The 21,224-nt window shown below is 33.8% G+C and carries 22 protein-coding genes; 11 read left to right on the top strand and 11 right to left on the bottom strand.

What is annotated here, in order from left to right:
- Window position 1: 1 nt before the first annotated feature.
- Together AAEO57_RS16600 and AAEO57_RS16595 are read right to left on the bottom strand one after the other, a co-directional pair.
- Window positions 2–3,574 (bottom strand): response regulator, encoded by a 3,573-nt coding sequence (locus AAEO57_RS16600; RefSeq protein ID WP_341694155.1) that lies wholly within the window; start codon window positions 3,572–3,574, stop codon window positions 2–4.
- Window positions 3,555–4,802, bottom strand: coding sequence for a hybrid sensor histidine kinase/response regulator (locus AAEO57_RS16595; RefSeq protein WP_341694154.1), 1,248 nt, complete (start codon window positions 4,800–4,802; stop codon window positions 3,555–3,557). Before AAEO57_RS16595 ends, AAEO57_RS16600 begins: the two co-directional genes overlap by 20 nt.
- 248 nt (window positions 4,803–5,050) lie before the next feature.
- Here AAEO57_RS16595 and AAEO57_RS16590 point away from each other — a divergent pair, with 248 nt between their 5' ends.
- Both AAEO57_RS16590 and AAEO57_RS16585 read left to right on the top strand, forming a co-directional pair.
- Window positions 5,051–5,896 carry an SDR family oxidoreductase gene (locus AAEO57_RS16590; RefSeq protein WP_341694153.1) on the top strand — a complete coding sequence of 282 codons (846 nt, stop codon included), beginning with the start codon at window positions 5,051–5,053 and terminating at the stop codon, window positions 5,894–5,896.
- A gap of 15 nt (window positions 5,897–5,911) precedes the next feature.
- Window positions 5,912–6,172 carry a SemiSWEET family sugar transporter gene (locus AAEO57_RS16585; protein WP_341694152.1) on the top strand — a complete coding sequence of 87 codons (261 nt, stop codon included), beginning with the start codon at window positions 5,912–5,914 and terminating at the stop codon, window positions 6,170–6,172.
- Window positions 6,173–6,220: 48 nt separating this feature from the next.
- On the opposite strand, the gene AAEO57_RS16580 is transcribed toward AAEO57_RS16585, so the two are convergent.
- On the bottom strand, window positions 6,221–7,042 hold the full coding sequence (locus AAEO57_RS16580) for a hypothetical protein (RefSeq protein ID WP_341694151.1): 822 nt from the start codon (window positions 7,040–7,042) through the stop codon (window positions 6,221–6,223).
- Between the two features lie 273 nt (window positions 7,043–7,315).
- Window positions 7,316–7,657, bottom strand: coding sequence for a hypothetical protein (locus AAEO57_RS16575; RefSeq protein WP_341694150.1), 342 nt, complete (start codon window positions 7,655–7,657; stop codon window positions 7,316–7,318).
- A gap of 254 nt (window positions 7,658–7,911) precedes the next feature.
- On the opposite strand from AAEO57_RS16575, the gene AAEO57_RS16570 reads away from it, so the two are divergent.
- Window positions 7,912–11,118: a PAS domain-containing protein gene (locus tag AAEO57_RS16570; RefSeq protein WP_341694149.1), complete on the top strand. Its 3,207-nt coding sequence runs from the start codon at window positions 7,912–7,914 to the stop codon at window positions 11,116–11,118.
- 9 nt (window positions 11,119–11,127) lie between these two features.
- Here the strand turns inward: AAEO57_RS16570 and AAEO57_RS16565 are convergent, their stop codons facing one another.
- The gene (locus tag AAEO57_RS16565; protein ID WP_341694148.1) at window positions 11,128–11,559 is read right to left on the bottom strand and encodes a response regulator; all 432 of its coding nucleotides are present in this window, start codon (window positions 11,557–11,559) and stop codon (window positions 11,128–11,130) included.
- Between the two features lie 195 nt (window positions 11,560–11,754).
- On the opposite strand from AAEO57_RS16565, the gene AAEO57_RS16560 reads away from it, so the two are divergent.
- Window positions 11,755–12,255, top strand: coding sequence for a pyridoxamine 5'-phosphate oxidase family protein (locus AAEO57_RS16560; protein ID WP_341694147.1), 501 nt, complete (start codon window positions 11,755–11,757; stop codon window positions 12,253–12,255).
- Window positions 12,256–12,273: 18 nt separating this feature from the next.
- On the opposite strand, the gene AAEO57_RS16555 is transcribed toward AAEO57_RS16560, so the two are convergent.
- The 3 genes from AAEO57_RS16555 to AAEO57_RS16545 form a co-directional block, all read right to left on the bottom strand.
- Window positions 12,274–13,002, bottom strand: a complete 729-nt coding sequence (locus AAEO57_RS16555) for a DUF72 domain-containing protein (protein ID WP_341694146.1) — start codon at window positions 13,000–13,002, stop codon at window positions 12,274–12,276.
- Window positions 12,999–13,730: a DNA-formamidopyrimidine glycosylase family protein gene (locus AAEO57_RS16550; protein WP_341694145.1), complete on the bottom strand. Its 732-nt coding sequence runs from the start codon at window positions 13,728–13,730 to the stop codon at window positions 12,999–13,001. The genes AAEO57_RS16555 and AAEO57_RS16550 overlap by 4 nt, the downstream gene beginning before the upstream one ends.
- A 66-nt stretch (window positions 13,731–13,796) precedes the next feature.
- Window positions 13,797–14,372, bottom strand: coding sequence for a YciE/YciF ferroxidase family protein (locus AAEO57_RS16545; protein WP_341694144.1), 576 nt, complete (start codon window positions 14,370–14,372; stop codon window positions 13,797–13,799).
- Between the two features lie 188 nt (window positions 14,373–14,560).
- Here AAEO57_RS16545 and AAEO57_RS16540 point away from each other — a divergent pair, with 188 nt between their 5' ends.
- On the top strand, window positions 14,561–14,887 hold the full coding sequence (locus AAEO57_RS16540; protein ID WP_341694143.1) for a hypothetical protein: 327 nt from the start codon (window positions 14,561–14,563) through the stop codon (window positions 14,885–14,887).
- 39 nt (window positions 14,888–14,926) lie between these two features.
- Window positions 14,927–15,400: a hypothetical protein gene (locus tag AAEO57_RS16535; RefSeq protein ID WP_341694142.1), complete on the top strand. Its 474-nt coding sequence runs from the start codon at window positions 14,927–14,929 to the stop codon at window positions 15,398–15,400.
- 74 nt (window positions 15,401–15,474) lie between these two features.
- Here AAEO57_RS16535 and AAEO57_RS16530 read toward each other — a convergent pair whose 3' ends face one another.
- Both AAEO57_RS16530 and AAEO57_RS16525 read right to left on the bottom strand, forming a co-directional pair.
- Window positions 15,475–16,125, bottom strand: a complete 651-nt coding sequence (locus AAEO57_RS16530; RefSeq protein ID WP_341694141.1) for a DUF5661 family protein — start codon at window positions 16,123–16,125, stop codon at window positions 15,475–15,477.
- A gap of 82 nt (window positions 16,126–16,207) precedes the next feature.
- Complete coding sequence (locus AAEO57_RS16525) at window positions 16,208–16,369, bottom strand: DUF1328 domain-containing protein (RefSeq protein ID WP_078230027.1); 162 nt, start codon at window positions 16,367–16,369, stop codon at window positions 16,208–16,210.
- 175 nt (window positions 16,370–16,544) lie between these two features.
- On the opposite strand from AAEO57_RS16525, the gene AAEO57_RS16520 reads away from it, so the two are divergent.
- From AAEO57_RS16520 to AAEO57_RS16505, 4 genes are all read left to right on the top strand, one after another.
- Window positions 16,545–16,859, top strand: a complete 315-nt coding sequence (locus AAEO57_RS16520) for a hypothetical protein (RefSeq protein ID WP_341694140.1) — start codon at window positions 16,545–16,547, stop codon at window positions 16,857–16,859.
- A 3-nt stretch (window positions 16,860–16,862) separates the two neighbouring features.
- Window positions 16,863–17,426, top strand: a complete 564-nt coding sequence (locus tag AAEO57_RS16515; RefSeq protein WP_341694139.1) for a 2'-5' RNA ligase family protein — start codon at window positions 16,863–16,865, stop codon at window positions 17,424–17,426.
- A 143-nt stretch (window positions 17,427–17,569) separates the two neighbouring features.
- A complete protein-coding gene (locus AAEO57_RS16510) occupies window positions 17,570–18,475 on the top strand; it encodes a helix-turn-helix domain-containing protein (protein WP_341694138.1) in 906 nt (301 codons plus the stop codon).
- A 294-nt stretch (window positions 18,476–18,769) separates the two neighbouring features.
- On the top strand, window positions 18,770–19,534 hold the full coding sequence (locus tag AAEO57_RS16505) for an SDR family NAD(P)-dependent oxidoreductase (RefSeq protein WP_341694137.1): 765 nt from the start codon (window positions 18,770–18,772) through the stop codon (window positions 19,532–19,534).
- 260 nt (window positions 19,535–19,794) lie between these two features.
- On the opposite strand, the gene AAEO57_RS16500 is transcribed toward AAEO57_RS16505, so the two are convergent.
- A complete protein-coding gene (locus tag AAEO57_RS16500) occupies window positions 19,795–20,268 on the bottom strand; it encodes a hypothetical protein (protein ID WP_341694136.1) in 474 nt (157 codons plus the stop codon).
- A gap of 185 nt (window positions 20,269–20,453) precedes the next feature.
- Between AAEO57_RS16500 and AAEO57_RS16495 the strand changes: the two genes are divergently transcribed.
- On the top strand, window positions 20,454–21,173 hold the full coding sequence (locus tag AAEO57_RS16495) for a DUF4386 domain-containing protein (RefSeq protein WP_341694135.1): 720 nt from the start codon (window positions 20,454–20,456) through the stop codon (window positions 21,171–21,173).
- Window positions 21,174–21,224 lie beyond the last annotated feature (51 nt).

Raw genomic sequence — 21,224 nt, 5'->3', positions numbered from 1 at the left:
ATTAAACTTTATCATATAGCCACACACGAAGCAATGAAAGCAATTGATCAATATCAACCGGTTTAGTGATATAATCTGAAGCACCTGCACTGATGCATTTTTCACGATCTCCCGTCATTGCTTTTGCTGTTACTGCAATCAATGGCAGTGTCAGGAATTTTGGATTGCTTCGTATCTTTTCTGCTGTTTCATAACCATCCATATTAGGCATCATCATATCAAGTAAAACAATATCTGTGTCCGGGTTTTCTTCCAGTATTTTTATAGCTTCCTTGCCATCAAATGCCGTAATAACATTCATTTTAAATACTTCCAGAGCTTTTGTTAGCGAATAAATATTACGAACATCATCATCTACAATCAAAACTGTCTTATCCTGCAGAATATTATTGAGTAAATTTAGTTTTTTGTAATTTTCTTTTTTCGCTTCCGGGCCTTTGTTTTCTTCAACCAAATGCAGGAAAAGTGACACCTCATCCAGCATTCTCTGATATGAATGTGCTGTTTTAACAATTATGGAATCTGCATACTTTTTAATTTTTACTTCCTCTTTAATTGATAGGCTTTTTCCGGTAAATACAATAACAGGGAGGTTTTCCAGACCTGGGCTTTTCTTTACACCATCAAGAATTTGGTAGGCTTGTTTGTCCGGTATTCCCATATCTAAGATTACACAATCTACATTACTCTTATTAAGTGCTTTTAATCCTTCTGAAACTTCACTTTTGATTTCAGAATTAATATCATAAGTTTCTAAAAAATAAGCCAGAGCTTTTGCATGCTTAGGATTATCTTCAATTATCAGGACTTTTTGCGCTTCTTTACTGATGATATGTTCTATTCGCATAAAAATTTCCGGAATTTTTTCAAACGTTACCGGTTTATCCAGAAAATCAACGGCTCCTTTTAATAAACTTTCCTGCTTCAGTTTATGAGAAGACATAATATGCACCGGAATATGTTTTGTTTGTGAGTTGTTTTTTAGCTCTTCCAGAATTTCCCAGCCACTTTTTACGGGAAGTTCAATATCTAGCAAAATACCAACCGGTTTGTAAATCAAAGCAAAATTTAGTGCATAATCTCCCCTTACTGCAACAATTCCTTTATAACCGTTTTTCCTGCTAAAGGTTAATAAAGATTTGGCAAAACTGATATCGTCTTCAACAATTAGAATTACTTTATCATTTTCAGAAACCGAATTTCTGTCATCCTCTATTTCATCAGGAATAATAGTGCTGATGTATTTGTTCTTTTGCTTTTTGGCTTCAGCATTTTCAATAAGTTCAATTTCAATAGGCGGTGTCTTTTCGACTGTTATTTTCTTAATTTCAGAACCAAAAACCGGAAGACATAATGTAAAAGTACTTCCTTCATTTACTTTACTGTGCAAAATAATTTCTCCTCTAAGTAATTTTGCCAGTTCCCTGCTTATCGACAACCCTAAACCTGTTCCTCCATATTTTCTTTTGGTGGAGCCATCTGCCTGCTGGAAAGCTTCAAAAATCAAAGGCTGTTTATCCAGCGGAATTCCAATTCCGGTATCTTTTACAATAAAACAAATTATTTTATCATCATCCTCATTGATCTTAATCTCTAAACTTACAGATCCCTTTTCGGTAAATTTGATTGCGTTTGAAATTAAATTTTTAAGTATCTGCTCAAGACGCATTTTATCAGTTTTAATAACTACCGGTGCATCTTTTGCAATAATTTTAAAGTCTATTTTTTTCTCTTTTGCCACTACCGAAAATAAACTAGATAAATTGTCTGTTATTTCTTTGGTCGTCACATCTAAAAATTCCAGTTCCATTTTACCGGCCTCAATTTTAGACAAATCAAGAATCTCATCAATCAAACCTAGTAAACTGTTACCTGAACTCTGAATAACTTTTGCAAATTCGATTTCTTCAGCGCTCATGCCTTTGTTATTGTTTTCAGATAGCAAACGGCTCAACAACAAAATAGAATTTAAAGGAGTCCTTAATTCATGCGACATATTCGCTAAAAACTCAGATTTATAACGCGTAGAAAGTTCCAGTGCTTCAGATTTTTTCTGAATTTCATTATTTCTTTCTTCCAGTAAAGTACTACGTTCAGAGAGTTCTTCGTTGGTTTGTTCTAACTCTTCCTGCTGCACTCTCAATTCTTCTTCGGATGCCTGCAGTTTTTCAGTCTGGGTTTCCAGTTCGGCATTCATAGCTTCGAGTTCGCTATGCTGAATCCTTAATTCTTCTGACTGTGCCTGGGTTTCTTCCAATAGTTCCAGAACCCTTTTTCTGTTTTGGGTAGATTTTATGGCGATCGCAATATTATTGGAAACGGCTTGCAGAAATTCCAAATCAATTTCTCTAAACTCATTTACACTTGCTAATTCAAAAGCACCTTCAATTTTAGTATCTATTAATGGTACCGCAACAATCTGTTTGGGTTTTATTTCTCCTAAAGCATAAGTAATCTGAACATCACTTTCTGAGAAAGATTTTATTTCCAGTATTTTTCCTGAAACCACACATTGTCCAACTAATCCCTCTCCCTTCTTGATATGTTGCCTGTTTTTATTTGGAAGATAACTATATCCTGAAGTTGCATACAGTTCATCACCCTCAATTGCATAAATAACCCCTGCACTGCTTTTGGTATACTGACATAAAAATTCAATAACATCCTGCGATAGTTTTTCGAGTTCTTTGTCTCCTATCATCACATTGTTTAGTTGTGCAATTCCGGTTTGCATCCATTCTTTTTGAGACAACAAATCAAAAGATGATTTTAAGGAAGCTCCCATGCTGTTTAGCGATTCTCCAACACTGCCCAAGGCGTCAGATTTGGTATCATCGACCCTGATCTCATAATTCCCTTTTGAAATATTTCCGGCAATAGTGCTTATTGCTTGAATTCTTTCTGCGGTTTCTCTGTCTTTTTTTTCTAATTCTTCCTGAAGAAAGGAGCGCTCATTATAATCTTTTAAGATACGAAGTAAGAAAACAACTGTTATAACAAAAGCAATAACAAATGCTGAAATAATTAATATAAAACTATAATTACCATATCGCTGCGAATTTGCGTTTCGCTCTTTTAAAAGTATTTGTTCTGTATTTTCAATACTTTTAAAATAAGCCCGTAGCTTATCCATCAGTTTTTTACCTTCATTTAGATCGAAGGTAACAGTTCCTTTCCCTAAACGCTTTTTAACTACCTGATTATGCAAATATTTATAAAAAACATCCGTAAGGGATTTCAACTCTTTTAAGTTTTTTTGCTGTGAAGGATTGTCAATAGTAAGTTCCTGCAGTTTACCAAAAATAACATTCGATTTTTTTTCTGCATCGTTATACTGATCCAGAAATTGTTCATTACCACTTATTAAATAGCCACGCATGCTTGTTTGGGCATCTGTGATTATAGATACACCTTCATTCAGGTTATAAATTACTTCCTGAGTGTGGTTTACCCAGTAGTTGCTGTTCAGCAGGCTTCTGATGCTCAAAAATGAAGCCGTTGAGCTTATCATTAGTATCAATAACGAAACTAACGAACTAATTAATAAATTCCTTTTAAAGTTGTTTTGTTTCATGTGCATTATTTATTTCCTGATATTGCAAAGGCAAAACTATGATAAAGCTTGCCCCTTTGCCTATTTGACTCTTGGCGGTAATTAACCCGTTATGTTTTTCGATTATTTTTTTTGCAATTGCGAGTCCGATTCCGGTTCCTTCGTAGCTTTGTCGGTCATTAAGACTCTGAAAAATAACAAAAATCCTGTCCAGATAAATTTCATCAAAACCGATTCCGTTATCTTTTACGATAATCCTGCAATACTTTCCATTGGATGAAGGTTTTGCGTCAAAACTTTTTGCATCAATTATTTCAGAGGTAATTTCAATCAGAGGCTCATCTGTATTATTTGAAAACTTAAGTGCATTTCCAATCAGATTCTGAAAAACCTGTCTTAACTGGCTTGGAATACTGTCAATCGTTGGGAGTTCATTTGTTTTGATGGTTGCATTTTTTCGTTCAATCAGATAATCAAAATCTGAGAGCACTTCCTGCAGCACAACATTTAAATCTGTTTTTTCAGGCTGAACAGTTGAAGATAATCTAGAGTAAGCAAGCAGATCTGTAATCAGGGTCTGCATCCGTTCTGCAGACTTAATTGTTCGGTTTACATAATCAACCGCTTTATCATCTTTTGCCAGATAAAGGTCTTTGATGATTTTAATAAAAATCTGAATTTTTCTGATGGGCTCGTTCAGGTCATGTGATACTACCCATGAAAATTGCTGCAGCTCATGATTTTTAAGTTCCAGTTCTTCGTTTTTCAGTACGAGTTCTTTTGTCCTTTCTAAAATTTTTGTCTCCAGATTGTCCTGTGCTTCTTTTCGGATTTTAATTTCTTTCGAAAGCAGGTCTTTCATTTCTTTCAGCTGATTCTGCTGTTCGTAAATTTTAAGGAATGTCTTTACTTTTAAAATAAGCAGATCTGTATCGACTGGTTTGGTTATATATTCAACAGCACCGGTTTCATAACCTTTAAAAATGTATTTTTTTTCGATATTCAGAGCAGAAAGAAAAATTACCGGAATGTCTTTTGTTTTTTTGTTCCCCGACAGAATTTTTACCACTTCGAAACCATCAAGTCCGGGCATCTGTACATCCATGATAATAAGACAATAATTCGTCTGTAAAATTTTCTTCAATGCTTCTTCACCAGATTCTGCGCTATCTACATCGATATTATGTAGCTCTAAAGTTTTTTTTAAGGCAATTATATTTGCCTTTATATCGTCTACAATTAATACCATTTGTTTGTGGGCTAAGGTGTTATGATTAAAGGGGCGTAAATACTGGTTTTTTTTGAATTTAAATTTTATAAAACTCTCAAATGTATCCAAAAAAATTTTAACACTTATTTTATATGAAACCAAATAAGTTACATAATTCCCATGTGAACTTATAAAATTTAACTTTTTTGCGACAATTTTTGATTCAATCACGTTAAACATTACCACAAGAGAATCTTACTTTAGTTATATTTTTAAAATGAAAAGCTATGAATAAGACAACATTTCCGGAACAAAAACAGGACATCCCCGGCAACGAATACCTAATGAATCCTGAACCTGAAATAATTAAGGAAAATTATACCGGAAGCGGAAAGCTTCTGGGTAAAACAGCTCTTATAACAGGCGGTGACAGCGGAATCGGCCGAAGCGTTGCAGTACACTTTGCCAGAGAAGGCGCCAATATTGCAATTGTTTACCTCAAAGAAGATAAGGATGCCTTAAAAACAAAAGAGCTTATTGAGAAAGAAGGCCGGCAATGTCTTTTGATTAGTGGCGATTTAAAAGAGGAGAAATTTTGCAAAAACTCCGTTAAAAACTGTATCAAAACATTTGGCAAATTAAATATAATCGTTAATAATGCGGCTGTTCAGTTTCCTCAGAAAGAACTGGAAAAAATTACAACTGCACAGCTCCAAAAAACATTTGAAACCAATATTTATCCTTATTTTTATATCACCAAAGCTGCTTTACCTTTTTTAAGTAAAGGTGACAGTATCATCAACACAAGTTCTGTAACCGCCTATCGGGGAAGTGAGCACCTGCTTGATTACTCAAGTACCAAAGGAGCTATTTTGAGTTTTACCCGATCATTGTCAACAATGCTGGCAAAAAGACAAATCAGAGTTAACGGAGTTGCGCCAGGACCAATCTGGACACCCTTGATTGTTTCTACGTTTAATAAAGTTTCAGACTTTGGAAAAGACAATCCGATGGGGAGAGCCGGACAGCCTTCAGAGGTTGGACCAGCTTATGTTTTTTTAGCTTCTGAAGACAGCAGTTATATTACAGGGCAATTTATTCATATTAACGGAGGGGAACTTGTAGGAGGATAATTAAATCGAAAAAAAATGAATTATATTGATCTGATTGGTCTTTTAGCAGGAATTTGTGTTACGCTTTCGGTTATTCCGCAAATTATAAAGGTGTGGAAAACAAAAAAGGTAAAACAAATTTCGCTGCTCACTTTTGGCGTACTTACTTTTGGTGTTGCGGTTTGGGTTGTCTACGGTATTTTAAAAAATGACATACCAGTTATTATCTCCAACAGCATTTCATTAATACTGAATCTAATAATGGTTTATTTCCTTCTTAATTATGAAAAGGAATAAAAAAACAGCCTTGTTAAAAAGCTGTTTTTTTCAATATATAATGCTCTGTTAGCTAACTAATTTTTGGTTAAAATGCCTGTTGAATACCAGATGATATTTTTCTCTGAATACTTTAAAAAAATGATTCCTGCCAGAGTGACCTACTTCTGATAATATCTGAGAGAAATTATGACCCCGAACTTTTTTAATTTCCTCAAGCTGTTTGTTTGCCAGCCTCATAATCGGTTGTAAATCTTTGAGGTATCCGTAAGTATGCTGGTCAAGTTCTATTTTTAAAATATCTTCCAAAATCCTGTTTCTCAATAGATTTCTAACAATTCCCCTTTGCGGAATAGTATTAAATTCATTTATTTTTTTTGCTATTTCAAAATTTTGTCTGCCAACCTTTATGTAACTATCATTATTACCACAGAATACCTTGTTCATAGCAGAAAAAAGCCCACTATTTTCTGCTTTAGTATTATAACTTAAAATTGAAAAGCGAACAGGTTTAAAACCTTCGAAATAAAAAACACTATTAATAGTAGAAGTATTTCTTATGATTCCGTTTTGATTCGCCTTTATTGTTTTCCTTTCACCGTTAATTCCGAAACTGTGTCCTAAATTCCCTTTAGAACAATAAACAAACAATACATTAGAACCCGCAACAGATTCAAGGCTTAGCTGTGTATCTTTATAAAATACAATGTCAAACTCTACAAAAGAAATATGAGAGCTTACTGTTATCCCATCTATGGCCCCGTCTGCATTTTTAGTTCTGGTCTTTAGTTTGTACTGACTGCTTTCAAGAGTCAAAGATCCGTCAAGGCTATCTTTAAGATAATTAAAAATAGTATTCATACTGGCAGTATTCAAGTAAAGTTTCTTCATCTGATAACTTTTAAAACGTTCCTAAAAAAAACTGTTCAAAATTTTAAAATTTGATAAATCTCTATCTGATTTCCTTTTTTGAACTATTCAAATTTCGCTATAGTCAAAATGTTTTTTGTTATACAATTTCATGCAGTAGTTTCATAATTAATATTTTACATAAAAATTTTAAAACCAAAAACAGCTGCTCCAAATTCATGAAACAGCTGTTTTTTTCAGCAAAATAAAAAAATCCTAAACTTATCTTATGTAACCATTCAAGTGAGTCCTTATTTAAACGAGCTTATGAATATCTGAATTCAGAGCATAATTTTTTTCAGGTATGTCTTTAAAGAATTCAGCAGCTTCCAAATCGGCGGTCGGTCCATATCCTAATAAATAAGTCCCTTTTTTATTGTCTGCAGTTTTAATTACATACAAAATCGACATGTCTTCGGGATTACTCATTCCTTCGTAGCGGTGATGCGCCACGATAGAAATTTCGTCCGGCTGATACGGATACTTTGATTCTGTTTCCACTAGTGCGCCCTGTTTAAACAAAAAACTACGGTAATATCCATTTTTTCGATATTCATCTATATATTCTAATTCGTTTTTAGCAAGTTCCTTTTTCATGAGAATTGGGTTTTATTTAGTAAACTAAAAGAATTTCCAAAATCCTTTATATAAACAAATTTCCTTCGTTTAAATCCGGCACTTTAACTCAAAAGATTTTTTTATTATCCCATAAAAATATTTACCACAAAAAATAAAAAAAAGCCTGTTAAACTACTTTTCCTTTTGAAAATATATTTATAAAATCACTACATTTATTGACTCTAACAGGATTTTACTCCTCTTCAATACTTAAAAAAATACAATTTTTCGCAATGACCCAAACAAATAAGGATTTTTTAGCAAAAGGCGGTGAAATGGGAGAATTAACCCGGTCAAAAGACTGGAGCAAAACTCTGATTGGCTCTATAGATTCATGGCCGCAAAGCTTAAAAACAACGTTAGGACTACTTTTAAATTCAAAATTTCCAATGTTTTTGTTTTGGGGACCTGAACATATTTGTTTTTATAATGATGCGTATCGCCCAAGCCTTGGAAACAATGGAAAACATCCTTTTATTTTAGGAGAAAAAGGGGCTGATTCCTGGCCTGAAACCTGGGACTTTATAAAACCGCTTATCGATCAGGTTCTTATCGAAGGAGAATCTACCTGGCACGAAGATCAGTTACTGCCTATCTACCGTAACGGAAAAATGGAAGATGTTTACTGGACATTTAGTTATAGTCCTGTAAATAATGAGTCTGGAAAACCGGCCGGTGTTTTGGTTATTTGTAATGAAACCACAGACAAGGTCAATCTGGTCAAAAAATTAGAAGACAGTAACAAACGCTATCTTAATAATATTCTTCACACACCCAATGCTATGTGTATTTTTAGGGGTAAAGAACATATTATAGAAATAGCCAATAAACGTATGCTCGAAATTTGGGAAAAAGAAGAAGATCTGGTAATTAACAAACCTGTTTTTGATGCACTTCCAGAGGTTAGAGATCAGGGACTTGAAGCTATTTTAGAAAATGTATATACTACCGGCGAAACTTTTAAAGACTATGAGCTTCCCGTACGGTTAACAAGAAACGGTAAAATAGAAAATACTTTTATAAATGTCGTTTACGAAGCTTTGAAAGAACCCGATGGTAGTATTTCCGGAATTGTAGCCATTGCAAACGATGTTACCATGCAGGTAATTTCGCGAAATAAGGTTGAAGAAAGCGAAAAGAAATTCAGGGATACTATAAAGCAGGTTCCCGTTGGAATTGCAATTTTAAAAGGAGCCGATTTAGTGGTTGAAACAGCAAATGCTACTTACCTTCAAATTATTGATAAAACAGAAGATGAAATTCTGGGAAAACCTGTTTTTGAAGCAGTACCTGAAGCCAAGCAAACCGTTTATCCTTTACTTTCAAAAGTTTTTCAGGAAGGAATCCCTTATTACACAGATGAACTTTCTGTAATTTTAAACCGATATGGTAAAGAAGAACCGGGCTATTTTAATTTGGTTTTCTATCCATTAAGAGAAGAAAACAATCAGGTTACCGGCGTTATTGTTGTTAGTTATGAAGTTACAGATGCCGTAAAGGCCCGCCATCTTTTAACAGAAAACGAAAAGGCTTTCCGGAAATTTGTAATGGAATCCCCGATAGCGATGACTATTTTCAGAGGGAAAAATCATGTAATCGAAATGGCAAACGATGCTATGATGAAAAAGATCTGGCAAAGAAACCCACAGGAAACTATTGGCAAACCCATTCTGGAAGTATTTCCTGAATTGTTAAACCAAAAATATCCCGAATTATTAAATGATGTTGTTTCAAAAGGAATAACAATTCGTGAAAATGAAGCCATTGCGTATGTTCAGCAAAAAGACAAACTGGAAAAGTTTTATCTGGATTATCAATATACTCCCCTTTTTGAAAAAAATGGTGAAGTAAATGGCGTAATGGTTAGCGTTTATGACGTAACAAATAAGGTTGAAGCCCGTAAAAAACTGGAAATCGCAGAACAAAGAACGAGACTGGCTATAGAAATTGCCGAAATTGCCACCTGGGATTTAGATTTTTTAAGCGATGCCATTATTTATTCTGAAAATTTACCTCAAATTTTCGGACAGGAAAAAGGAAGCAACATAACACGTCAAAAAATTAAAAGTCAAATACATAAGGATGATTTGCCAATTTTAGAAAAAGCATTTGGGCTCGCTCTCCAAACCGGTATTTACAAATATGAATGCAGAATTATAAAACAGGATGATGAAATCTGCTGGATAAGGGTGCATGGTAAAATCTTTTTTGATGAAAACAAAATCGCCATAAAAATGCTCGGAACTGTTTTAGATATTACCGACGAAAAAAACAGTCATCAGATTTTAATGAAAAGTGAGGAGAAATTCAGGCTTTTGGCAGATTCTATGCCACAGCATATCTGGACCAGCGACCCTTTGGGGAATCTGAATTACTATAATCAGTCTGTTTTCACCTATACCGGATTATCAAAAAGAGATATCGAAGAACAAGGATGGCTTCAAATCGTGCATCCTGAAGATAGGAAAGAAAATATCAACAACTGGATGAATGCTGTTAAAACCGGAAATGACTTTTTTTTCGAACATCGTTTCAGGCGTCATGATGGTGAATACAGATGGCAGCTAAGCCGTGCTGTAGCCCAAAAAGACGAGCTCGGAAACACTCAGATGTGGGTTGGAACAAGCACCGACATTCAGGATCAGAAAAACTTTACCGACAAACTCGAAAAAGAAGTTTCCGAGCGTACAGCACAATTAGAAATCAAAAACAGGGATTTGATAAATATGAATATTGAGCTGCAGTCTTTCGCTTATATTTCTAGCCATGATTTGCAGGAACCACTTCGAAAAATTCAGACTTTTGCAAGCCGTTTGTCTGATTTGGATGAAGATAATATTTCGACAAAAGCCAAAACATATTTAGGCCGAATTGAAGTTTCTGCCAAAAGGATGCAAACCCTGATACAGGATCTCCTGACCTATTCCCGAACAAATTCTGCTGAAAGAATATTTATAAAATCAGATCTAAATGAAATTGCCGAAGAAGTTACAATTGATTTTTCTGAACGGATTAAAGAAAAAAATGCTCAGGTAATTTTGCAACCCTTAGGTGAAGCTATAATTATTCCTTTTCAATTCAGGCAATTACTGCATAACCTTATTGGAAATGCCCTTAAATTTTCTAAAAAAGATACTGTGCCAATCATCGAAATTAAAGCAGAAAGAATTATAGGTGAAAAAATAAATTTACACGTTGATTTTCCTGATAAAATGTATTACCATCTCCAAATATCAGACAACGGGATTGGTTTTGAACCGCAATATAAAACCCGTATTTTTGAAGTTTTTCAGCGTCTGAATACCGAAAGTGAATATGCAGGCACCGGAATTGGACTTGCCATCGTAAAAAAAATTGTAGACAACCACAAAGGAATAATTACCGCTGAAGGAGAAAAAGATAAAGGAGCTACTTTTGACATTTATCTTCCTGAATTTTAAAAATTCAGTTTATGATTTATAAACGAAGTTATGAACTGTAGGAACAAAATTTCGCCAGTCAGTTTCAAGAGCGTAATCAATTGATTTTATGATATCCCTCATTAAAACAGGCTTTGTCATAAAGCAGCTGGCTCCCAATAACCTGCATTTTTCAATAATTCCCGGTTCATTTGAAGTAGAAAAAACAATTATAGGAATCTGTATTTTTTCTTCATTGTCACGCAGTTCCGCTAAAACATCAAAACCATTCTTTCCGGGCATATTCAGATCCAGAAAAACAATATGAGGTTTTGGCGGCGGATTATAAATTGCATTTAATAATTTTTGACCTCCTGTATAAGTCTGAAGGTTTACCTTTTTTTGTAGTGATTCAACAGCATCTGAAAAAATACTCAAATCATCCTCGTCATCGTCAGTGTAGAATATCGTTATATCACTCATAGCGGGATTTATGGAGTTAATAAATCTATATCAAAGATAGACAAATAAACAGAATTATCAATAAATTCCTAATTTTTGAAGTTTTTAAATAGAAATATCATAATCCTAAAAATGAATTATATAAACATTAAAAACCGAAAATTGTGACCTTTATTTTTATATATATTCAAAATTTAATTTAAAAAAATAAAAGTCATGGGAGATCATAAAGACCTTAAAAACGTTTCAGCGACTGAAAAAATAAAAGATTTAGCTGAAGATATTAAAACCTGCATGTTGTGTACATATAAAGACGGAAAATTACAATCACGACCAATGTCATTTCAGGAGATTGATGAATACGGAAATATTTTTTTCTTATCCGATAAAAACAGCAATAAGAATGCTGAAATTATGGAAAATTCAAAAGTCGAACTCATTTTTGCACAGCCACACGATAAGTTTCTTTTACTTCATGGAAATGCTTCTGTCTCTTATGATAGAAAAAGAATTAAAGAATTATGGAATCCAATCATTAAAATCTGGATGACTGGTGGTGAGGATGACCCTAACCTGAGTATCATAAAAGTAGCTCCTGAAGACGGTTATTACTGGAATAACAAGCATGGCAAAATGGTCGCAATTGCTAAAATGACAGTAGCATTTGTTACAGGAAAAACTATGGATGACGGAATTGAAGGCAGCTTAAAACTGTAGATCAAATGGCAGTCTAAGTTAAGATTGCCATTGTTTTTTATATTCATTTTGAAACTCCAAAGCATTCAGAATACCTGCTTCACTTGCTGTATTATTAAAATAGACAAAAGCCGTTTTGTTCATAATTTTGTCTTTTATAAAGATGAGTTCTTCATTTGAATAGGATGAATAAAACATTTTTGGGGTTCCGTGAAGTCTGATAAAGATTAGCGGGAAATCTGCGAAAATGGTTTTTGGCAGCTGCGGATGACTCACGCTGCAAAATGTAATATTATTTTCTGAAAAAATATTCCAAACCTCCGGAATCCACCAGCTTTCATGCCGAAACTCAATGACATTTTTAAATTCAGGATCGAGATTCGCTACAATCTTTTGCAGATTTTCAAGTGTGAAATGATAACCTGGCGGAAACTGAAAAAGGACACATCCCAATTTCTCTTTTAAACCAGTTTTGCATATATCATAAAAATCCTGGATCAGATTTTTGCAGTCGTTAAATTTTCGAATGTGCGTTATTTCTTTTGGTACTTTTATTGAAAAAATAAAATTTTCAGGCGCTTTATTATACCAGTTTTCCAGTATCCGCACGGTTGGGAATTTATAAAAACTGCCATTGAATTCATAGGTTTCGAAGTGCTGGCTATAAAATTCAAACCATTTAGAGGAAGGCAGGTTTTCAGGGTAAAAAATACCTTTCCAGTAGCGGTTGTTAAAGCTGGAGCAGCCTATTAAAACTTCTTTTCTCATTGATATAATTTTTGACAGTTCGTACAAAAAAAACTTCTTCTTTTTTTGACGCCTGTATATTTTTTTATAATAGAAAGATCACAACGAACACACATATTTTTGGTATGGGCAAGCCAGTGTTGTTTTAATTCATCATTTTTCTTCCATTCCAGAAACTGAAAACTATAAGTAACGCTTTCATCAATAAGACTTTGAATATCCTTCTTCCGAATTTTACCAACCAGAGATTCCGGATGAATTTTACATCTGTATAAAACTTCATTTTTTATGATGTTTCCCACTCCCGAAAATATATTTTGTTCCAGCAAAGCATCGCAAATCAATTTGTCTGGAATTTTATCCATGCTTTGTTTTGCCTTTTTCGGATTCCAGTTTTCATTCATCACGTCTTCTTCCCAGTTGTAATAAAGATTGATGTCTCCTTCTAAAATTTTAATAGAACAGGTGTAAAAATGAAGTTCACCGTTTGCAAAAATCAAACTTAGCCTTGGCGTTGTTTCTTTCCGTTCGTTTATTCTGTACGTACCAAACATCAGCATGTGGATTTTGATTGTAAAATCATCAAAACAAATTAAAAAATGTTTCCCCCAGGTTTTAAATCCACGGATTATCTTATTTTGTAGTCTGCTGATCTCAATACTGCTGTTTCCGGATACCTCCAGTACTTTATGTCCCGAAAATTGCTGAACTTCTTCTTTTAATATCACTATAGAAGGACCTTCTGGCATAATTACATGATTTGATTAAACAAAAAAAGCACAGCCGAAACTGTGCTTTTAGATTTTCCTTAAAAATTAATCTGCTTCTGCGGCTTCAAGATTTACTGCATTTACAGCAACTTCGGTAAGTTTTTTATCGGCTCCTTTTTCTTCATCAAGCGTTAATTCTAATATGCTTGCTGCTTCTGCCAGACCTAATGTTTCTGCAAATTGTCTGAGGGTTCCGTAAGTTGCAATTTCGTAATGTTCGATTTTTTGGCTTGCTGCGATGATTCCGGCATCACGTACTACTCCGCTTTCTGTTTCCTCAAGAATTCCTTTTCCTTCTTCGATCAGTCCTTCCATGGCATCACATTTTTTTGCTGAAGCTTTTTTACCAATTAGTTCAAAAACTTTTTCCAGACGGCTTACGTGTTCTTCTGTTTCTGTCAAATGAGAATTTAAAGCTTCAATTAAATCGGCTGAAGTTGCATTTTTTGCCATTAACGGAAGCGCTTTGGTTAAAGCTTTCTCTGCCCAGTAAATATCTTTAAGACCATCTTCAAATAATTCTGTCAGACCACTTGCGGCATCTTTTTTTGGTTTTATCTCTGTACTTTTTTTGGTGCTTTGTTTAGGAGCAGCCTTTTTTTTACTATCTGTAGTTTTCATAGCTATACTATTTTAAGTTATTAATATTTTCAAAATTAGACTGTTAACCAGCCTTTTACTTATATCATTTGATTTCAAAGTTTCAAGATGAACACCTGTATATTATGAAAGGAGATCGGCAAATCCTGTAAGACGTTTCTTTGGAATGATGGATAGATTTGTAATATCAATTTATTAAAGCATATACCATGAAAACGCATATCACATATCATACAAACAAATACAACGATTACGAAAATGCACAGCTTTACTTTCAACAAAAATTTCAGGGAGGATTTCTGGATCCGGATGCTGCTGTTTTAATCGAAAAAGCGATAGACAAACTGCTGAAAAAGGATAATATCTTAAGAAATGAAAATATTCCTAATGATGGAAGCATAAGCGAAGAAGAATATGTAAAAAAACATCAGGAAGACGATAATTATTACAAACCTGAAAAAACGGAAACGGAAGAAGAAGGTATTCAAAACGATGAAAACTTAGACTATGACGAGTTAGAGCAACGAAATGACTAATCATGACCTAAATAATTAAGAACATTAAAAACTACCATTATGAGCACTATAGATCCAAATAATACAGATAAAAATGTCCTTATGAATGAGGAACTGTATCAAAACAATGAACAAAAACAAACCAACAGAGAAATTGCCGAACAGGGATTTACAGTTAGAAACGGCTACGATCCCAATAAACCCAATCCTGACCAGGAAAAAATCACAAATGATGAAGATGACCTGGATGATTTAAACGATGATTTTCATAGCGACAGAGACCTTGAAGACGATGACGAATTAAGCGAAATTGATATTGACGGAGATGAAAAAACCGTTAATGACGAATTTGACAATCCTTCTGATTCATTCGAAAATACCTTTAATGAAACCGAAGAAGATTTAGAAGATATTGATCAGGATGATGAAGAAGAAGAAATTGAGGAAGAAGAAGATTATGAATACAAAGAAGATGATATTCAGGAAGAAGATAATAAAGAAATTTATCCTGATAACGATCCGAGAAAATTTTAGATTTCCCTCATATTAAAGCACAAAAAAACCGTTTCAAAATTGATAACGGTTTTTTTTATGAAAGTATAAAACTCTTAATCCCCAATTTTTTCCAGAGCCGGAATATCATCCATTTTTTCAAGACGTTCCGCCAGACCTGCTCTTGCTTCTGTAAGTTCTTCTTGAGCTTTAATCAGTTCCTTCTTCCATTTGTCTTTTTCAAAACTGTCTGAACTTTCTATTTTACGCATGATTTCATAAATTTCACCTTCAGCTTCCATGACTTTCAATCTTTTGTAATAGGTCAGGCTTTCTGTCATGTGTGCGAGCGCAATCATGGCTGTTAAAAAAGGATGGTTGTTGGTCACATTGACATCCTTAATTTTTCCGTGTTCCAGTTCAACTTTTAGAGCGAAAGCAAATTCTTCCATATTAAAGGCTTCATACTTGCTATCCGGATTTAAATAGGCTTTTATCGATTCGACGTTGTTCATGGTAGAAAGATCGACATCGGTCTTTTTTTCCTCACTTAAATCTTTAAAAACAAGTCTGGCAATTACCCTCGCCTCGTCGATAGTAGGGTCATTTTCAGGATTTTCAAAATCGCGAACCGACCAGTCCCAGTTTTCAGGATGAACAGGTTTTATATATTTTTCGCAAAAATCTGTCACGTCATTTTTTAAGCTTACCATTATATCTTCTCTTTTAATGTAAACATCCTGATAAGCACCGCTTTTTGTTCCCATGATTCTATTTTTATTTTAATTGAAAACGACACATTTACCAAAATAAATGTGCCGCTTTTTGCTTTATTTCGAAAATACCGTTCTAAATTTTTCTTCTGCCGCTGATTAAAGACAAAAGGAATAATACGATAAATATAAAGAATAAGACTTTCGCAATACTTGCAGCTCCGGCAGCTATACCACCAAAACCGAATATTCCGGCTACTATAGCTAGAATAATAAAAATGACTGTCCAACGTAGCATAATATTGATTTTTTAGTTAATACTGATTTTGTTTGCTATATCAAATTTCGATTTTTAACAGGAATTAGATTAACTCAAAACATTATTTTTTTATCTCTATCGAATGTCATTCTTAACCTGGATTAAGATCATTTTGACTTATAAAAACTATTTTTGTAATGTAAAAAATCTCATCATGAAAAAATATGACTTTTTAATATTGGGTAAAAACCAGCCTATACTTGAAATTTTGCTTCGGCTGGTAAATGCTAATGAAAATTGGAATGCAGTTGGGTTTAATGATGAAGAATTGGCTAAGGATCATTTTTTACAGCATAAGGTCGATTTTGTTTTGTTAAGTTCAGCGATTGAAGATCATGTTGAAAAAGAATTTGCAGCATTTTGTTTAAAAGCCCATCCGGGAGTTGAAATCATAGAACATTTTGGTGGCGGCAGCGGATTGCTTCAGTCTGAAATTTATGACCGATTGTTTAAAAAAGGGGAACTTTAAAAAATGGAAAAAAAGTATTCGGTTGCAATTTATCCTTCGCAGGATGTTATTGATTCAGTAAAAACAATGAAGGAATATCTGAAAAGTAAAATCAACTGGTACAATAGCTGCAATTCTACCGCTCATATTACGATATGCGAATTCACGATTGATGATTTACAAATCGATACTTTTAAACAAAAGCTTTTTAAAATCTGCGACACTTTTACGCCTTTTCCTGTTTATCTGGACCATTTTTCTTCTTATGAAAACAGCGGCGCCTTTTTTATTGCGCCTAATGAAGATTCAAAAAACAAACTAAAAGCGGTCATGAAAAAGATTCAGGAAACTCTGAAATCTTTAAAACTCAAAAAAAGTGACGATCCGCATTTGTCAATTGGCAGAAAACTTACACCCGAAAACCTTAAAATAGCTTCACAGCTTTTTACAACTATTGAGATTGATTTTTTGTGTAAAGAAATTGTTTTACGGGAGCTTGATCCTGTCAAAAAACAGTTTTTTGTAATTGATACTTTTACATTTAACGGAAATACACAGCCTGAATTTGTTCAGGGAAGTTTGTTTTAATTTTGTAAAATGTTAGAGGTTAGAAAGTAAGCAGCAATTAATTTTACATTTTACAACTCACATCTCACCTTTTACAATTCACAACTAACAATTTATAATTCATAATTAGTTCCGTATATTTGAATTTTACAAATAAACCAAATATGAAATCCCTCGAACTATTTTATAAAGAAATTGCAGAATTAACCAATAGCGAATCCAATTCGCTGTTAGATAACTGCATTCAAAAAGAGATCTGCCAGTTTAATGTTTTTAATATTAAAGAGCTTTTGGGAAAGTGTACTATGCCTTATGACCGAAGAGCGTATTACAAAATAAGCCTTATTAAAGGCAGAAACAGAGCTGAATATGCGGATAAAATAATTGAAATTGACAAACAGGCTCTTTTATTTGCTACACCAAAAATTCCTTATAATTACATTCCGCAGGATACAAATCAAACAGGACAATTTTGTGTATTTACAGATGAATTCCTAAATAAGAGCGGAATTGTTTTAAACGAACTTCCCATTTTTGCACCGGACGGTTTTCCTGTCTTTCAGCTTTCAGACGAACAAATTACTGAAGTTGAATTCATTTTCAGCAAAATACAAAAAGAAATCAACTCTGATTATGTCTACAAATATGATTTAATTCGGAATTATGTGGCTGAATTAATTCACTTTGGACAAAAATTACAACCCGTCACAGCTTTGTACTCCAAACACAATTCGGCAGCCAGGGTTTCATCTTTATTTGCCGAATTATTAGAAAGACAATTCCCGATTGAATCACCTCATCAGCGTTTAGAATTAAGAACTGCCAAAGATTTCGCAGAAAGGCTCTCAGTTCACGTCAATCATTTAAACAAGGTTTTAAAGGAAAATAGCGGAAAAACCACAACCGAATTAATCAGCAGCAGATTAACCAGCGAAGCCAAAATTCTTTTAAGACAAACCAACTGGAATATTTCTGAAATTGCCTATTCGCTTGGTTTTGAAGAACTGGCACATTTTTCGAACTTCTTTAAAAAACAAACTTCATTTACGCCTATAGCTTTTAGAGGTTAATTTAAAAGTTTCAAGTTTCAAGTTTCAGGTTTCAGGTTTAAAGTTTCAGGTTTAAAGTTCAAAGTTCCCAGTTTGAGTTTGAGTTTGAGTTGAAATTGATATTAATTTTTGAATTGAAATTGTTATCGAAATTGTTATTGACATTGAAATTGATTTTTGAAATTGTTATTGTTATTGTCATTGCCATTGCCATTGTCATTGATATTTGAATTTCGCAAACATCGGTTTGATATTTACAAATTCCGAACAATGCTTCACTCCTACCTTTGGTTTATTAATTTAATCAAAAATAAAATGGCAGTAAATACAAAAATCGCCTTAGTTACAGGCGGAAGCAGAGGCTTAGGAAAAAATATGGCTATTGCAATTGCAAAAAAAGGAATTGATGTAATTATTACCTACCACAGCAAAAAAGACGAAGCTGAAGAGGTAGTAAAAGAAATTGAAAACTTAGGCCAGAGAGCAGACGCAATTCAGTTAAACGTTGCGGAGTCCAGTACTTTTGATTCTTTTTTAGAAGAAGTTTCTAACTCTTTAAAAAATATTTTCAAAACAGATAAATTCGACTTTTTGGTAAACAATGCCGGAATCGGAATTCATAATTCATTTGCAGAAACCACTGAGGCCGAATTTGACCAGCTTACTAATATTCATTTTAAAGGCCCTTTCTTTTTAACCCAAAAAGCATTGCCCATACTAAACGATGGTGGCGGAATTGTAAATATTTCAAGTGGTCTGGCCAGATTTTCATTCCCGGGTTACGCAGCTTACGCTTCGATGAAAGGCGCTATTGAAACTTTGACACAATACCAGGCGAAAGAACTAGGTGAAAGAAAAATAAGAGTTAACATTGTGGCTCCGGGTGCAATTGAAACCGATTTTGGAGGCGGGGCTGTTCGTGACAATGATGAAATAAACAAAATGATTGCCGGTTTAACGGCTTTAGGAAGAGTTGGTTTACCGGATGATATTGGCGGTGTAGTTGCCTTTTTATGTTCTGAAGAATCCCGCTGGGTAAATGGGCAGCGCATTGAGGTTTCTGGAGGAATATTTTTATAATATTTTAGAAATTCAATCTATTTTTCAACACATAGAAACATAGGTTTTTCTTTTTTGAAAAGGTTAAAAAGAGAAACTCATTTCTCAACACATAGCTATGCGTTTTTTAAATAAGTGAAATGTCTTTTACGTTTACAAAAACTATGCTTCTATGTGTTAAAATTAATTATACCTAAAAAAATTAATCCAAAAACAAAACCCGATAAGCCAAAACTATCGGGTTTGTCGTTTCAATATCTGAATTAGTAAGTAAGCAAATTTTAATTTTTTTCGATACTGACATCGAATCCTCCGCTTTTATCAAAAATGAGATCGTAAAACTTTGAATCTTTTTCGACTCCAACCTCATAAGTCGTTTTGTTTTTATCATCCACTACTACCGCAATTTCTTTTATTGCTTTTGACGGATAATTTTTCTTCAGGTAAGTCTGTGCTTTTACCGGCAGTTTACTTAACGGAATCTGTAGCTCATACGCTTTCATATTTCCTAAATTATCATAAACCGCCAGTGCTTTTGTTGTCTTGTTTACATTATATTTCGCCTCATAGCGAAGTTCATCATTATCATCGCCAACATATTCTTCAGACCAGACCGGTATTTTTCCGGGGTATTCTTTTTCAAAAGCAACTTTTACCACTTCAGGAGGAGTTACTGTTTTTTTCATATTCGTACCTTCCTGAGCAAGTAAAAAACTAAAGCCGAACAAAGCTAAAATTACAGATATTTTTTTCATTTTTTCTATCATTAAAAATTTAACAAGTTCAAAAAACTATACTAAATTTACTACTTATAAATGAATTTAAAATGAAGTTTCCTTGAAATTTTCAGTTTGCATTAAAAATAATATGATTTTTAATTGATAAAACAAGTAACTTTTTAATGTACTGCCCGTCTAATTTTCAAACCAAATCATCGCCTATGAAAGACAATACAAAATTTGAAAATTCTCCACAACTTTATGCCCGAATCGCAGGGTTATTTTATTTACTCATCATCATAGCCGGTGCTTTTGCTGAAACCTTTGTCCGAAATAAACTAGTTGTTTATGGAGATGCAACCGCTACTGCAAACAACATTATACATTCTGATTTTTTATGGAAAATTGGCATTACCGCAGATTTGATTATGCAGATTTGTGATCTGCCCGTCATGATAATTCTTTATTATTTGCTTAGGCCTGTAAGCAAAAAACTCGCCCTCCTTAATTTGTCTTTTAATCTGATTCAGACTGCTGTTTTAGTTGCCAACAAATTAAATCTACTGGCAGCGCTTTTCTTTTTGGGAGATGCTGGTTATTTAAAATCCTTTAGTCCGGATCAATTGCATACATTATCTTATCTTTCTATAAAATTGCACGACTTTGGCTTCGGGGTTGGATTGATCTTTTTTGGTTTTGTATGTCTTATCGAAGGGTATTTAATTTACAAATCCGGATATTTCCCTAAAGTATTCGGAATGCTGATGTCAATCGCCGGATTTTGTTATCTTCTAAACAGTTTTGCGTTAATTCTTTTTCCGCAACTTTCTAGCATTGTATTATTGCTGCCTTGCCTTATCGCAGAATTAGCCTTAAGCTTGTGGCTAATTTTTAAAGGAGTAAACCTTTCTGTTTGGAAAGAAAAGTTAGCCGTTAACTAATCTGAAATAAAATCAGAATCAAAAAAGCCTGCAGAAAATTAATCCTGTCAG

The organism is Flavobacterium calami (genome assembly GCF_038290035.1).
Lineage (GTDB): Bacteria > Bacteroidota > Bacteroidia > Flavobacteriales > Flavobacteriaceae > Flavobacterium > Flavobacterium calami.
This window is presented reverse-complemented; position numbering and strand designations above follow the sequence as displayed.

Coding starts and splice junctions, on each gene's coding strand:
- AAEO57_RS16600 (WP_341694155.1), bottom strand. CDS start 3,574: ATGAAACAAAACAACTTTAAAAGGAATTTATTAATTAGTTCGTTAGTT.
- AAEO57_RS16595 (WP_341694154.1), bottom strand. CDS start 4,802: ATGGTATTAATTGTAGACGATATAAAGGCAAATATAATTGCCTTAAAA.
- AAEO57_RS16590 (WP_341694153.1), top strand. CDS start 5,051: ATGAATAAGACAACATTTCCGGAACAAAAACAGGACATCCCCGGCAAC.
- AAEO57_RS16585 (WP_341694152.1), top strand. CDS start 5,912: ATGAATTATATTGATCTGATTGGTCTTTTAGCAGGAATTTGTGTTACG.
- AAEO57_RS16580 (WP_341694151.1), bottom strand. CDS start 7,042: ATGAAGAAACTTTACTTGAATACTGCCAGTATGAATACTATTTTTAAT.
- AAEO57_RS16575 (WP_341694150.1), bottom strand. CDS start 7,657: ATGAAAAAGGAACTTGCTAAAAACGAATTAGAATATATAGATGAATAT.
- AAEO57_RS16570 (WP_341694149.1), top strand. CDS start 7,912: ATGACCCAAACAAATAAGGATTTTTTAGCAAAAGGCGGTGAAATGGGA.
- AAEO57_RS16565 (WP_341694148.1), bottom strand. CDS start 11,559: ATGAGTGATATAACGATATTCTACACTGACGATGACGAGGATGATTTG.
- AAEO57_RS16560 (WP_341694147.1), top strand. CDS start 11,755: ATGGGAGATCATAAAGACCTTAAAAACGTTTCAGCGACTGAAAAAATA.
- AAEO57_RS16555 (WP_341694146.1), bottom strand. CDS start 13,002: ATGAGAAAAGAAGTTTTAATAGGCTGCTCCAGCTTTAACAACCGCTAC.
- AAEO57_RS16550 (WP_341694145.1), bottom strand. CDS start 13,730: ATGCCAGAAGGTCCTTCTATAGTGATATTAAAAGAAGAAGTTCAGCAA.
- AAEO57_RS16545 (WP_341694144.1), bottom strand. CDS start 14,372: ATGAAAACTACAGATAGTAAAAAAAAGGCTGCTCCTAAACAAAGCACC.
- AAEO57_RS16540 (WP_341694143.1), top strand. CDS start 14,561: ATGAAAACGCATATCACATATCATACAAACAAATACAACGATTACGAA.
- AAEO57_RS16535 (WP_341694142.1), top strand. CDS start 14,927: ATGAGCACTATAGATCCAAATAATACAGATAAAAATGTCCTTATGAAT.
- AAEO57_RS16530 (WP_341694141.1), bottom strand. CDS start 16,125: ATGGGAACAAAAAGCGGTGCTTATCAGGATGTTTACATTAAAAGAGAA.
- AAEO57_RS16525 (WP_078230027.1), bottom strand. CDS start 16,369: ATGCTACGTTGGACAGTCATTTTTATTATTCTAGCTATAGTAGCCGGA.
- AAEO57_RS16520 (WP_341694140.1), top strand. CDS start 16,545: ATGAAAAAATATGACTTTTTAATATTGGGTAAAAACCAGCCTATACTT.
- AAEO57_RS16515 (WP_341694139.1), top strand. CDS start 16,863: ATGGAAAAAAAGTATTCGGTTGCAATTTATCCTTCGCAGGATGTTATT.
- AAEO57_RS16510 (WP_341694138.1), top strand. CDS start 17,570: ATGAAATCCCTCGAACTATTTTATAAAGAAATTGCAGAATTAACCAAT.
- AAEO57_RS16505 (WP_341694137.1), top strand. CDS start 18,770: ATGGCAGTAAATACAAAAATCGCCTTAGTTACAGGCGGAAGCAGAGGC.
- AAEO57_RS16500 (WP_341694136.1), bottom strand. CDS start 20,268: ATGAAAAAAATATCTGTAATTTTAGCTTTGTTCGGCTTTAGTTTTTTA.
- AAEO57_RS16495 (WP_341694135.1), top strand. CDS start 20,454: ATGAAAGACAATACAAAATTTGAAAATTCTCCACAACTTTATGCCCGA.